Annotated in this window: 11 protein-coding genes; 5 read left to right on the top strand and 6 right to left on the bottom strand. The window is 68.6% G+C overall.

Translation table 11 applies throughout. The annotated features are described in order from the left end of the window. Positions 1-129: 129 nt before the first annotated feature. The 5 genes from NMQ16_RS03445 (at position 130) to NMQ16_RS03425 (ending at position 5,091) form a co-directional block, all read left to right on the top strand. Positions 130-528 (top strand): BON domain-containing protein, encoded by a 399-nt coding sequence (locus NMQ16_RS03445; protein WP_257079089.1) that lies wholly within the window; start codon positions 130-132, stop codon positions 526-528. An 83-nt stretch (positions 529-611) separates the two neighbouring features. Further along, on the top strand, positions 612-1,484 hold the full coding sequence (locus tag NMQ16_RS03440; RefSeq protein WP_257079088.1) for an alpha/beta fold hydrolase: 873 nt from the start codon (positions 612-614) through the stop codon (positions 1,482-1,484). A 46-nt stretch (positions 1,485-1,530) separates the two neighbouring features. After that, positions 1,531-3,450 (top strand): AsmA family protein, encoded by a 1,920-nt coding sequence (locus NMQ16_RS03435; RefSeq protein ID WP_257079087.1) that lies wholly within the window; start codon positions 1,531-1,533, stop codon positions 3,448-3,450. A gap of 45 nt (positions 3,451-3,495) precedes the next feature. Then, on the top strand, positions 3,496-3,921 hold the full coding sequence (locus tag NMQ16_RS03430) for a CopG family transcriptional regulator (RefSeq protein WP_257079085.1): 426 nt from the start codon (positions 3,496-3,498) through the stop codon (positions 3,919-3,921). Positions 3,922-3,942: 21 nt separating this feature from the next. Continuing rightward, positions 3,943-5,091, top strand: coding sequence for a PHB depolymerase family esterase (locus NMQ16_RS03425; RefSeq protein ID WP_257079083.1), 1,149 nt, complete (start codon positions 3,943-3,945; stop codon positions 5,089-5,091). A 238-nt stretch (positions 5,092-5,329) separates the two neighbouring features. Here the strand turns inward: NMQ16_RS03425 and NMQ16_RS03420 are convergent, their stop codons facing one another. From NMQ16_RS03420 to NMQ16_RS03395, 6 genes are all read right to left on the bottom strand, one after another. After that, entirely contained in the window at positions 5,330-5,926 is a 597-nt protein-coding gene (locus NMQ16_RS03420; RefSeq protein WP_257079082.1) for a hypothetical protein, read from the bottom strand. Between the two features lie 104 nt (positions 5,927-6,030). Further along, a complete protein-coding gene (locus NMQ16_RS03415; protein WP_257079081.1) occupies positions 6,031-6,456 on the bottom strand; it encodes a hypothetical protein in 426 nt (141 codons plus the stop codon). Positions 6,457-6,600: 144 nt separating this feature from the next. Then, positions 6,601-7,533 carry a hypothetical protein gene (locus NMQ16_RS03410; protein ID WP_257079079.1) on the bottom strand — a complete coding sequence of 311 codons (933 nt, stop codon included), beginning with the start codon at positions 7,531-7,533 and terminating at the stop codon, positions 6,601-6,603. A 212-nt stretch (positions 7,534-7,745) separates the two neighbouring features. Beyond that, positions 7,746-8,276 carry a DUF3617 domain-containing protein gene (locus tag NMQ16_RS03405; protein WP_257079078.1) on the bottom strand — a complete coding sequence of 177 codons (531 nt, stop codon included), beginning with the start codon at positions 8,274-8,276 and terminating at the stop codon, positions 7,746-7,748. Further along, entirely contained in the window at positions 8,273-11,026 is a 2,754-nt protein-coding gene (locus NMQ16_RS03400) for a DUF2339 domain-containing protein (RefSeq protein WP_257079077.1), read from the bottom strand. Before NMQ16_RS03400 ends, NMQ16_RS03405 begins: the two co-directional genes overlap by 4 nt. 10 nt (positions 11,027-11,036) lie before the next feature. Beyond that, complete coding sequence (locus NMQ16_RS03395; protein WP_257079076.1) at positions 11,037-12,911, bottom strand: MFS transporter; 1,875 nt, start codon at positions 12,909-12,911, stop codon at positions 11,037-11,039. Positions 12,912-12,916 lie beyond the last annotated feature (5 nt).

Genomic DNA, 12,916 nt, shown 5'->3' with positions numbered 1-12,916 from the left:
GCCGACGCCCCGCAATGCGGGCCGCACGTACAAGCCTGCTGGAATCGGTTCGCCAACGCACAGAGCATCCAGCCTGATCGGCACACAGTCCGGGCGTCACGATTGGCTGACCTGCGCGGTATGGCTGAAATGCAAGCATCTTCCCACTGGCGGTCCGGAGTCGTGACGCTTGCCGCGGCGCTTGCAGGTCTGGGTGTCTTGTCGACCGCCGGTTGCGGCGGGCGAGGCGACGCGGCCCCCCCGGCCGCGCCGCCGCGGGCGTCTGCAGAAGTCATCGAGGACCCGCTGGTGACCAGCGTCCGGTCCACCCTGCGCAAGGATGCGGAAGTGACGAGGCAGATCAGGATTGCGCTGCTGCAGGACGCCGGTGTCAGCCGCTTCGACATCGACGTCATTACGTTGACCGGCCGCACCAGCCTGATCGGCGTGGTCGATCACCGGCATCAGGCCGATCGCGCGCTCGAACTCGCCAGCGCGGTCGACGGCGTGCGGGCGGTGCGCGACGAGCTCAGCGTCAAGCCGGATTGATGCGGCCGGGCGATTCGCAGATCAGGCACGCCGCCAGCGCGGCCCATCATTCAACTGTCAAGCATACATCGACCCACTCGGTCGTGAAGCGCGGCGCCGCCGCCTTCGTCGCCGCACGGTGGGCGTTGAGCAGCGCCGCGCGGTCACGGCTGTTGCGCGGGTTTGCCGCACCGCGACGCCCGCATCACCAGACGCCGGGAGACTTCGGCCTGACTGCCTTTCCGTTGCGCATCCCGGCCACTGGCGGCAAAACCCTGTTCGCCTGGTGGGTGCCGACGGCCACACGCGCCACTTTGCCATCGGCTGCGGTGCTGGTGATCCACGGCTGGGGCGTCAATTCCGCCATGATGCTGCCCGCCATGCTGCCGCTGCACGCGGCTGCCATGGCCGTGCTGCTGATCGACGCACGCTGCCATGGCGCCAGCGACGAAGAGGATTTCATGTCGATGCCGCGCTTTGCGGAAGACATTGCCAGCGGCCTCGACTGGCTGAGTCAGCGACCCGAGGTCGATGCCACGCGGCTGGCGGTGCTCGGCCATTCGGTCGGTGCTGCGGCCGCGCTGCTGTGCGCCGCCCGGCGACGCGATGTGGCAGCCGTCGTCAGCCTGTCCGCATTCGCCCATCCGGCTGCGCTGATGCGCCGCATGCTGAACGGCCGGCGCGTGCCGTGGGTGCCGCTCGGCTGGGCGCTCACGCGCTATGTGCAGCATGTCATCGGCGCCCGTCTCGACGACATCGCACCGGTCACGACCCTGCCGGCCCTGACCTGTCCGGTAATGCTGGTGCATGGCGTGGACGACGAGGTCGTGCCCTATGCCGATGCGCTGAGGCTGCATGCGGCCAGCGGTGGCAGGGCGGAACTGCTGCCGGTGGCCGGCGGTCATGACCTCAGCGATGCGGTAGGCGCCTGCGCCGGCCGCATCGTGGGCTTCCTCACCCGTGCCCTTGATGTCTGATTCATCGAGCAGTCCCTGGCGCCGACCGCGCGTCGTCGCCCTCTCCATGCTGCTCCTGCTGCTGACCGGCATCGCAATCGGCGAGTGGCGCGGCTGGCCCTTCCTAGCGTCGCCGCTGCAGAACCTGCTGTCCGGACAGCTGGAGCGGCGCGTGCGTTTCATCGACGATGCGCCGGGTACATTCGCCGTGCGTTTCATCGGCGGCGTGCGCCTGCACAGCGCCCGGCTCGACATCGCGAGCGTGTCCTGGAGCACCGCGCCGCATCTGCTGGACGGTCGTGACGTCGCTTTGCGGCTGCGTTACATCGATCTGTGGCGTGCCCTGCGCGGGCAGCGGCTGCGCATCGAAAGCCTGCAGGCGGGCACGCTCGACGCCCACCTCGAGCGACTGGCCGACGGGCGCGCATCGTGGCAGTTCGCCGCCGCCAGCTCACCGGAAGACACCACCGAATGGCCGCGCTTCGGTGAGTTCCGGATCAATGACGGTCTGCTGCGCTACAGCGACCTGCGGCACGACGTCACGCTGGAAGCGCGCGTTTCAGTCGCCGGCGAGCAGGCGGACAGCGTCCTGAAGGTCGATCTGACCGGCGCCTACCGCGACCAGCCGGTACAGGTCACGCTGCGCGCCAGCGGTGCCAGACCGGAGAGCGCGTCCGAAGCGCAGACCACGGAAGTCGCCTTGACGGTCAGCGGTTCGATCGGTCGCGCCACGCTGGACTTCACCGGCAACGCCAGCGGCGTGCAGGATTTCGCGGGGCTGGCCGGCCACTTCAAGCTTGCCGGGTCGTCGCTGGCGGCGATCGGCGACCCGATCGGCGTCACGCTGCCGGGTACGCCGCCGTTTCGTGCCACCGGCTCACTGACCAGGTCCGGCGGCGAGTGGCGGGTCGGCATCGATGACGCCACGGTGGGGTCGAGCCGGCTGAAGGGCGACTTCCTGTATCGGGCGGGCGCCGACCGGCCGTTGCTGAGCGGCCGGCTGGGCGGTGCGCGCCTGCTGCTGGCCGATCTGGGCCCGGCGCTCGATGGTGCCAGGCCCGCCCCGCGCGAAGGCAAGGTGCTGCCCGGTGGCGCCTTCGATCTGGCTGCGCTGCGCGCCATGGACGCCGACATCGCCATCGACATCGCCGAAGTCGATCTGGGGACACCCCTGCTGGGCGCCCTGCAGCCACTGCGCGCGCAGCTCGGGCTGGCTGCCGGCGTGCTGTCGATCAGCGAACTCGAAGCGCGCACCGCCGAGGGCTGGCTCAAAGGCGATATCGGACTCGATGGCCGGGGCGAAGTTGCGCTGTGGTCGGCGGATCTGCGCTGGGGCAACGTCCGACTCGAAAAGTGGCTCCACCAGGCGCGCACCGACGCACCGCCATATGTTGTCGGCCGTCTCGGCGGGCGCGTCACGGTGACCGGTCAGGGGCGGTCGACGGCGGACATCCTCGCCAGCCTGAAAGGCCGGGTGCGGGCGCAATTGCGCGAGGGCCGCATGTCGCATCTGGTGGTGGAAGCGGCCGGGCTGGATCTGGCCGAAGCGCTTGGCCTGCTGGTCAGCGGCGACAGCACGCTGCCGCTGGACTGCGCGGTGGCCGATATTCAGGCCGAGGCAGGCGTGCTGCGCCCGCAGGTCATGGTGCTCGACACGGAGGATTCGACCGTGTCGGTCAGCGGTTCGCTTTCGCTTGCGGCCGAGACGCTGGACCTGACTGCAGTCGCATTGCCGAAGGATTTCAGTCCGCTGACCCTGCGTTCGCCACTGCGGGTGCAGGGTAGTCTGGCCGATCCGCACGTGTCGCTGGACAAGGCACCGATCGGCATGAAGGTGGCGGGTGCCGCTCTGCTGGCGCTGCTCAATCCGCTGGCGGCGCTGCTGCCGCTGGTGGATGCCGGCAACAGTGACGAAGCGGACCGCCTCGCCGCCGGCTGCGCGGCGCTGGCCCGGCGCGGTGCAGCGAAGACCGCGCTGACGAAGTGAAAACATCCGTAGGCCATCCATATGGATGGTGTTAGGATGGTTCGCATGAATACAGTCCGCTCACTGTCCGCCGTCAAGGTGAAGCCTGCCGAGTCCGAGAAGATCACCATCAATCTCGGTTTTGTCGATCTCGGCCAGATCGATCTGCTGGTCGCCGAGGGGTTCTACGGCAACCGGAGCGACTTCATCCGTACTGCCATCCGCAATCACCTGGCCAGCCACGCCGACGCGGTGAAGCACGTCGTGACGCGCCGTATGTTCGTGCTGGGCCTGCAGCATTTCAGTGCGGCTGATCTGCAGGCCGTGTGTGACGGCGGCGAGACGCTGCAGATACGCGTGCTTGGGCTGGTCACGCTGGCCGACGACGTCACCCCCGAACTGGCACGCGCCGCCATCGCCTCGATCGATGTGCTGGGTGCGCTGCATGCGAGTCCTGCGGTGAAGGCCGCGCTGGCCGATCGCGTGCCCTGAGCCCCGACGACATCCGCTTCCATGAATGAGGTTCCCATGCACACCCAGTTCCAGCTTCTGATGCGCGACGCCACCCGGCTCACGCAAGCCGGGCGGCTGAACGAAGCCACCGAAGCCATCCAGCGCGCGCTCGAAGGGATGGCGGCGGCGGCCGGCATGCCTTCGCAGGCCTTCGAGGGCGAGGCTTTCGAAGTGAAGGAGAATCCATCCGGCCTGCTCGGCACCGATCAGCCGGCGCTGCGACCGGATGCGCCTGCGCCGCAGGCCGGTCGTTTCACCGACGAACGCTTCGTGCATGGCGGGGTGACGCGCCAGTACAAGCTGTACCAGCCGGCCGGACGCACCAGCGACGCGCTGCCGCTGGTGGTGATGCTGCACGGCTGCACGCAGAACCCTGACGATTTCGCCGCGGGTACCGGCATGAATGCACTGGCCGACGAGCTGGGATTCGTCGTGCTCTATCCGGCGCAGTCGCAGGCGGCCAATCCGCAAGGCTGCTGGAACTGGTTCGAGCACGCCCATCAGAAGCGCGGCAGCGGTGAGCCCGCGGCCCTGGCTGCACTGACGCTGTCGGTGATGCAGGCGCATGGCATCGATGCCCGGCGCGTGTTCGTTGCCGGGCTGTCGGCAGGCGGCGCGATGGCTGACATCGTTGCCAACGCCTATCCGGACATTTTCGCCGCAGCGGGTGTGCATTCCGGCTTGCCGTGCGGCGCGGCGGGCAGCGTCTCCGAGGCGTTCGCGGTGATGTCGGGGGGTGCGCCGGACACTTCACCGATGACAGGTGGGATGAAGAAGCGTCGCGGCGCGGCTCAGCCGGCAGTACGCGCGGTTCCGACCATTGTGTTTCACGGCGATCGGGACCACACCGTGCATCCGCGCAACGGCGAACAGGTCATTGCTGCCGCGCTTGGCCGCGTGGCAGGGCAGCCGGAAAAGCGCCGCACGCACACGCAGCAGGGCGTTTCGGAAAAGGGGCGTCACTACACGCGCATCGTGCATGACGATCACGACGGGGCAGCGCTCGCCGAGCACTGGGTGGTGCATGGCGCGGGCCACGCGTGGTCAGGCGGACAGGCAGCCGGCTCCTATACCGATGCCGGCGGCCCGGATGCCACGCGCGAAATGCTGCGCTTCTTTCTTGCGCAGGTAGGCACGCCGGGCGCCTGAGTGTTTCAGGCGTCCGGGCGGGTCAGCGGAAGCCGAAGAAGGACAGAACGGCGAGAACGATGACGACGGCGCCGACGATATAGACAATGCTGTTCATGTGGGGAGCCCGGGTACAGGTGAAGTCGGATTGACGATACGTGCAGGCATTGCGCCGGCACGCCGACACTGACCGTAGCGCGTTGCCGCCGGGCTGACCGTCTGCCAGCGCACAAATCTCCGGGAGAGCCGTGCGGCGCTGTCAGTTGCCGGGCGCGAACGCATTTGTCGCAGAGCCGGTTTCGGGCAGCACGTAGACCACCGCTGGCTTCAGCGATTGCGGACCGGGCCGGATGTGGCGGTCATAGAAGGCCGCCGGCACATTGATGCAGCCATACGAAATGCGGTTGTCCGCAGGTGTCGGCGTGGCCAGGCGTTCCAGACGCCGTTCGGCGGGCTTGCCGGTGCGGACACGGTGCATCGACACCGCATTGTCGTAATCCACCCAGGTCACATCCTCGCCCTTCAGATTCGTCCCCTGTTCCGAAACGAAGCGCCCGGCGGGCGTGGTGCGTTCCTCCGGTCTTATCTGCCCCAGCGGCCGGTTGCCGATGCCGGGAACAGAGTGGTCACCGATGGCGGCACCCAACAACACCGCACTCGTGCCGAGCAGGCGTCCGTCCGCGTCGAACGCGAACAGGCGTGCCTGCTTCTTGTCGATGACGTGGAAGGGCGCACCGGCGCTGTCCTGCGACGCGATGATCCGGACGACGGTGCGGCGCACTTCGGGTGATGCCGTCGCGAGTGCCGGGTCGGTGCCCGGTCCGGCTGCACCCGCCAGCCCCGGCAGCATGGCCACAGCGACGAGTGCGACAAAGCGGGCGGCACAGTCCCGGGCGCAGCACTGCAACCGTCGCCATGCCGCCCCCCGTGCAGCAGATCGGCGCCGCGTGTCAGGCGCTTTCAGTTGCGGTCGGCACGCGCGGCACGCGGGCGGGCTGTGCTGTCGCCTGCTCCGGTCGCACCTTCGTCCGACAGCCTGCGGGCTTCTGCCGCCGAGTCGGTCGAGGCGGCGTTAGATGAATTCATGCGCAGCCGTTCGTCGGCGCTGGTGTTGTTCATCCGTTCCTGCGCAGCGGAACCCGGCTGTACCGTGCTGCCCCTGACCGCATCCGGAGCGGTCGTGAGCGGCTTCTGCGTGTTTTCGATCGCAGGATGCGTGGGGGATGCCGGTGTCCGGGTTGTCGCCGGATCGGCGATCAGCGGGCTGCTGACCGTGCCGCTTGAACCCGCGGCCTTCGCCGGATCGGACGGGGTGGACTGGGCCAGCGCGAAGCCGGACAGCGCAAACGCGGTAGCGCCTGCAAGGAGCATGTTCGATATCTTCATGGGATGTACCTCGGGTAGGGTGGGCCGGCTGGCCGGTCTGGCGAAGCCGGATGACCCAACATAGGCGTCCCTTCGATCCTGTTCCGTGCGACAGCGAACCCAGCGCGCCGGCATGATCGGGCGTGCCGACGCACCCACCGCGCGTCAGGGCGGATAGCTGTAGCCGCTGCGGAAGAACTCGCGGATCAGGAAATCCTCCAGCTGGGCATTGTTTTCGGGTGCCGCCGACAGTACGACGGTACGGCCGAGCACGCGCGATTCCCAGTTGAAATTGCCCTGGTAGTAGCGGCGGATGAGTTCGATCATGCGCTTGACCAGCGCACGCTCGATGTCGCCGCCGACACCGGCATCGACCTCGATGTATTCACGGCGTGCGTTGACCGCGTCGGTGGTCCAGCCGCGGAACACGAAAGACGCCGTCCGCACGCCCTTGCGGGTGATCTGGAATACGCCGCTGGTGCCCGACTGCAGGTTGCGCTTGATGTTCGCCATGGCGATTTCGTCCGCGCTGGGCACCCGCTCGCGTGCGATGCCGGCAGCGGTCTCTCGCCCTTCCGAAGCTTCGGCCGCCTGCCGTCGTTCGCGCTGCCGATTGACGTACGACGCCATGTCGGTCGGTTCGTCGTCGAGTTTCGGCCGGGTCGGCGCCGGCGGTGGCGGGGCCGGGGCCGGGTCGGGCACCGGGGCACGCAGCACTTCCGGCTGCGGTTTGACCGGCGCGGGCTTGCGGTCACGCTTGGGTCGCTCGGTCTGACGGGTCGGCGGCGGCGGAACGGGCGCCGGTTGCACCGCGGGCGGTTGCGGCTCGGCGCGCGGACGCGGGGCTTCCGGCTGGACCAGGCGGGCGCTGATGGTTTCGCTCGGTGTACCGGTCAGCGGCAGCTCGGGCATGCTGTCCTTGTGCAGGATCCAGCCGAGCAGCGCCAGATGCAGGCACACCGCTACGGCCAGCGCGAACAGCACGCTGCGGCGCACGCGCAGGGTCAGGTAGACGACGCCGGGCGGGGTCGCTTCCCAGGCCATGTCGAACGCGTCGAAGCCGAGCGTGGAAGGATGTCGTCGGCGGTGTAAAGCCATCTTCAGGTCTGGCCGCGCGCCGGCAGCATGCGGAGGGGGAAGGTGCACAAGTCGGTGCGGTCAGCGCCGGCACCGGAAGTCGAAGCGCGGACGATACGTGAAATCAAGGGTCTGCGTCAGCTTCGAGGCCATCAGCGCACGCCGGTTCCCCGACGGCGCCCCGCAGACAAGGCGCGTCTGGCCGATGCCGTCGATCCGGCGCCAGCCGGGGTTCAACGCGCCGTCGGCTTGATCTTGCCGCAGTCGGCGGCAAGCCAGCGTGCGTCGGTGTCGGCACTCATCGCACCTTCTGCCGACTGCATGTTCACCTTCGACGTGAAATGGGTCGGGCTGTCGATGGTGGCTTCGAAATCGCCGCTGGCCTTCGGTTTCGTGCAGGTGATCGTGCCCTTGACCCGGGTCGCGGTGTTGGTGACGTTCGTGTAGCGGCAGTCGCCGTCGGTCTTGCCGGTATAGACGTTCGCGCCCTTGGCATCCTCCGCCGTGATGCATACCTGCAGTGTGCCGCCGCTGCCCATCGCGACGCCCTGGGCGGCCATCTGCTTCTCCATCATGGCGCGCGCCTCCGGCGGCAGGTTCTTCATCTGCTGCTGCATCATTTCCATCTGCGCCGACATGTCGGGCATGCCCGGCATCGCCAGCTTCGACTTGAATTCCCACAGGCCGGGCTTGATGTCGGCAGCGTGTGCGCTGCCGAAGGCGCACAGGGCAAGGGTGAGTGCGGCGGTCAATCGTGTATTCAAGGTGTGACTCCTTCGGGGGCGGTGGCAGGCGGCACCGGCGCGACGTAACTGGCAATCAGGATGAGTGCGCCGATCCCGAGCAGGGAGGCGGTCCATTCGACGGTGCCCGCGCTGGCCAGATCGACCATCAGCAATTTGGCACCTACCGCAGCGAGCAGCGCGAAACCGGCGAACCACAGAGTACGCGCACCGCTGCGGGTGGCGTGGATCATCAGTCCGAGTGCGGTCAGCGTCCACATCAGCGAAAGCGCGGCCTGCAGCAGCGTGGAGTGGAACATTGCCTCTGCCGACCAGGCCACCCCGGCCAGATGATGCACGCTGCGCGCCGCCAGTGCCGACACCCACAGCAGACCGACGGCGCCGGTCAGTGGCAGCTGGCGCGGCAGCAGACGCAGAGGCGGGCGCTGTGACTGACCCCGTGCAAGCCACAGCAGCGCGGCGATGCTGACCACATCGAGGGCCGAGGCGAGCGGCAGGTAGCGCAACGCGGAGCTGCCATCGTGTGCCAGCTGCAGCGCCGCGACCGACAGCAGCAGCAGCGCGGCGACCGGTCGCTGCACGTAGCCGACGTAGCGGTCGCGCTGCGCGGTCCAGGGCCATTCGTCGCGATCGTCGGCCAGGGCTCGCTGCAGCACGATGCCGGTCACCAGCCAGACCATGATCCAGGCGAGCCAGCGCCACAGGTCCTGTCCGGGCAGCCACATATCCAGCCAGCCGCCGGCTTCGACGCCGACCGACAGCAGCAGCGTCCAGGCCGTCGCGACATGGCGGAAGCGGCTGAACAGGCCGGCATCGTCTTCGTCCTGCCGGCGCAGGATCCACAGATGGGTGGCCCAGGCGAGCGGCAGCGCGAGCGCCATCGCGCCGAACAGCAGGTGGTGCTGCATGTCCCAGCCAACCAGGCTGCCCGCCCACAGCACCGGCAGCGACAGTGCGGCGAGTGCGCGTGCGGTGACGAATTTGCGGCGGCGCCCCTGCTGTTCGGCCAGGGCGGCGCTGGCCATCGCAAACAGAAGCGCCAGCGCCGGCTGCAGCGCGGACGGCGCGAAATCATCGATGTCGGCCAGGCCGCCGAACAGCCACCAGCCGGCCAGCCAGACGGTCAGTGCCTGCGGCAGTCCGTCACCGGTTGCCGCCGTGACGCGCAGCACGCGCACCGAGGCGAGTGCCGCACCGGCCATCAGCAGGCAGCCGAGCGTGCGGCCATTGACCAGCGGCCACGCCAGCGTCAGCTCAGGCAGCGCGGCGACCAGCCACAGGCCGGCCAGCCCCTGCAGTGCCGCGCCGGACCACAGCGTGAGCCTGGATCCGCGCACGCAGCCGTACCACAGTGCAGCCGCTCCCTCGATGGCATAGACCGCGGCGGTCATCTGCAGGTCGAGCGCTAGCGGCACGGCCAGCGTCAGCAGCGCTGCGCCGATGCCGGCGTGCGCGCGGAAGGCCAGTGAAGCATCCGATGCGCGCACCCGCAGCAGCCAGGCCAGCCCGAGGTAGTACAGGCCGGCGGCGATCGCGCTGAGCGCGTCGCCATACTCGAAAGGCTGCATCAGCGCCGCCTGCAGCACACCGGCCGCCAATGGTGGGCCGAACAGCAGGCTGCCGGCGTTCCAGCCCGATTCCGTTTTCGCTTCACCCGGCGCACGGGCGACCGTCAGCGCGACCCGGGTGGCGCTGAACAGCAGGAAGAACGCGATCAGGAAGCCCTGTACCGCGAGATAGTCGTCCGGTGTGTAGCTGCGCAGCCCCCAGCCGGTGCCGACCACGAAGGTGAACAGAAAGCCGGCGAGTATCAATGCGCGCCAGGCATGGCGCCACGACAGCGCGATGATGAAAATGTCGAGCAGCAGGATGTAGGACAGCAGCACGATGTGGTCGCCCTGCCCGGTGGTGGCGAGCAGCGGTGCCACGAAGGCGCCGGACAGGCCGAGCAGCGCCAGACTTTGCGCCGACTGGCGCGCGGCCATCAGTGCGCAGGCGGCACCAAGCGCGGCGAACAGTCCGAAGGCCGGCGCCGGCCCGATGAAGCCGTAGCGCTCCAGCGCGAAATACACCGACAGGTAGAGCAGCGCAAAGCCGCCTCCCTGTACCGCCAGCGCGAACATGCGGCGCGGCCCGGCGCCGGTCATGCGCCAGCCGACGAGGATCATGCCCAGCCCGACCGCCAGCGCGCCGGCAAGCCGCAGCTCCGGCGGCAGCAGGCCCGCCTGCGCGGCCAGCCGCAGCGCCGATGCGACGCCGAAGAACAGCACGACGACGCCGATGCGCGCCAGCGGATTGGCGCCCATCAGGCGCGCCCACAGGGCCGACCACGATGGGCCGGCGGAGGGGCTGCGGGATTCGGGCGCGGCCGCGTCCATGCACCCGGCGACTGCTGCGGCGCGCACGCCGGGTGCATGCAGCGCATCGAGCGGGGCGGCCCGTGCGCTGACGGTCGTCGGCGTCGGCGAAACGATCGGCGCAGCCGCAGGATCGACGACAGGCGCGACCGTGACTACGCTGTCCGGCGATGGGGCCTCGACCGGGGGCGCTGCGCTGCGCTCGCGCTGCAATGCGGTCAGCGCGTCGTACAGCCAGCGTGACTTGTCATCGAGCTCGCGCAGCTTCTGCGTCAGGTCGCGTTCCCGCCGTGCACTGCGGGCGCTGATCCACAGGCCGGCGGCAAGGCCGACGGCGGCGCCGAGAGCGCTTTCGAGCCCGCCGTGCGCAGCGCCGGCGATCAGGCCGAGCAGACACAGGATGGCGGTCAGCATCGCAGGCACCTCATCGCCGTTCGCCGCGCAGCCCGGCGACGATGGCCTGCAGCGCCGCCGGTGTCGCGGCCTCCGGCGCAATGGGGTCACCGGCCACCAGTTCGATGCGGCTGAACGGACCGCGCCGCGGCATCCTGCGCATTGCCGGCCCGTCCTTGCGCGAGAAGAAACTGCCCCACAGGCCACGCAGGGCGAGTGGAATGACCGGCACCGGCGTGCGCCCCACGATGCGCGTGATGCCCGGCTTGAACGGGTACAGCTCGCCGGTATCGGTGATGCGTCCTTCCGGGAACAGGCCCACCAGGTCACCGGCTTCGAGCGCCGCGGCGATGTCGTCGTACGCGCGTTCGAGCAGCACCGGGTCTTCCCTTGCCGGGGCGATCGGAATGCAGCGATTGGTGCGGAACACGAAGCTCAGGATGGGCGTGCGGAAGATGCGGTGGTCCATGACGAAGCGGATCGGTCGCCGGCACGCGGCCGTGATGACCAGTGCGTCGACGAAGCTCACGTGGTTGCACACGACGACGGCCGGGCCTGCGTCCGGGATGCGTTCCAGATCACGCGTGTCGAGCCGGTATACCGTGTGGATCAATATCCACACGATGAAGCGCATCAGGAACTCCGGCACCAGCGTGTAGATGTAGATCGCGACCACGGCGTTGAACAGTGCGGTCACCAGAAAGAGTTGCGGAATATCAAGGCCGGCGCGCAGCAGCAGCAGGCTGACCAGCGCCGACACCACCATGAAACCTGCATTGAGGATGTTGTTGGCGGCGATGACGCGTGCGACATGATGCTTCTCGCAGCGGCTCTGGATCAACGCATACAGGGGCACGATGTAGATGCCGCCGGCGATGCCGATCAGCGCGATGTCGATCAGCAGGCGCCAGTGCGCGGCCTGCTGCAGGAAGCCCGCCGCGCTGCCGTCGTACGCGGCCGGTGCTGCCGGCGTGGCAAAGAACAGATCGATGCCGAACAGCGTCAGACCGATGGCGCCGAACGGCACCAGACCGATTTCCACCTTGCCGCCGGACAATCTTTCGCACGCCAGCGAACCGGCGCCGACGCCGATCGAGAACACCGCAAGCAATACGATGAACACGCCTTCGCCGCCGCCCAGAACGTCGGCGGCATAGACCGGAAACTGCGCCAGCAGCGTCGCGCCGTAGAACCAGAACCACGACACGCCGAGCAGCGACAGCCACACCGTGCGGTTGCCGGTGGCAAAGCGCAACGTGTCGCGCGTGGCACTGAGCGGGTTCCAGTCCAGCCGCATCGCCGGTTCCGGCGCCGGCGACAGCGGGATGCCGCGACTGGTCCACCAGCCGGTCACGGCCAGCGCGAGCACGACCAGCGCGATGGCGCCGGCCGAGGAGTTGCCGACCAGCCAGGCGCCGAGTATCTGACCGCCGAGAATGGCGACGAAAGTGCCCGATTCGACCAGCCCGTTGCCGCCGACCAGTTCGCCGTCATCGAGATGCTGTGGCAGGTAGGCGTACTTGACCGGCCCGAACAGCGTCGACTGCGTGCCCATCAGGAACAGAGCCAGGACCAGCGCCGGCAGATTGCCGGCGATGAAGCCCCAGGCGCCGAGTGCCATGACGACGATTTCCAGAAGCTTGCTCAGGCGGGCCAGCATGGCGCGGTCGTACTTGTCGGCGAGCTGGCCGCAGGTGGCGGAAAACAGGAAGAAGGGCAGGATGAACACGCCCGGCAGCACGGTGGCGAGCAGCCCGGGCGAAAGGTCGGTAATGCTGCCGGCCCGGAAGGTGAGCAGCGTGATCAACGCGGTCTTGAAGACGTTGTCGTTCAGCGCGCCCAGCAGCTGGGTCAGGAAGAAGGGCCGGAAGCGGCCTTCCTTCAACAGGTGGAATTGGGAACTCATGCGGG

The organism is Methyloversatilis sp. XJ19-49 (assembly GCF_024580145.1).
GTDB lineage: Bacteria > Pseudomonadota > Gammaproteobacteria > Burkholderiales > Rhodocyclaceae > Methyloversatilis.
This window is presented reverse-complemented; position numbering and strand designations above follow the sequence as displayed.

Coding starts and splice junctions, on each gene's coding strand:
- NMQ16_RS03410 (WP_257079079.1), bottom strand. CDS start 7,533: ATGGCTTTACACCGCCGACGACATCCTTCCACGCTCGGCTTCGACGCG.
- NMQ16_RS03395 (WP_257079076.1), bottom strand. CDS start 12,911: ATGAGTTCCCAATTCCACCTGTTGAAGGAAGGCCGCTTCCGGCCCTTC.
- NMQ16_RS03435 (WP_257079087.1), top strand. CDS start 1,531: ATGCTGCTCCTGCTGCTGACCGGCATCGCAATCGGCGAGTGGCGCGGC.
- NMQ16_RS03415 (WP_257079081.1), bottom strand. CDS start 6,456: ATGAAGATATCGAACATGCTCCTTGCAGGCGCTACCGCGTTTGCGCTG.
- NMQ16_RS03400 (WP_257079077.1), bottom strand. CDS start 11,026: ATGCTGACCGCCATCCTGTGTCTGCTCGGCCTGATCGCCGGCGCTGCG.
- NMQ16_RS03445 (WP_257079089.1), top strand. CDS start 130: ATGCAAGCATCTTCCCACTGGCGGTCCGGAGTCGTGACGCTTGCCGCG.
- NMQ16_RS03425 (WP_257079083.1), top strand. CDS start 3,943: ATGAATGAGGTTCCCATGCACACCCAGTTCCAGCTTCTGATGCGCGAC.
- NMQ16_RS03430 (WP_257079085.1), top strand. CDS start 3,496: ATGAATACAGTCCGCTCACTGTCCGCCGTCAAGGTGAAGCCTGCCGAG.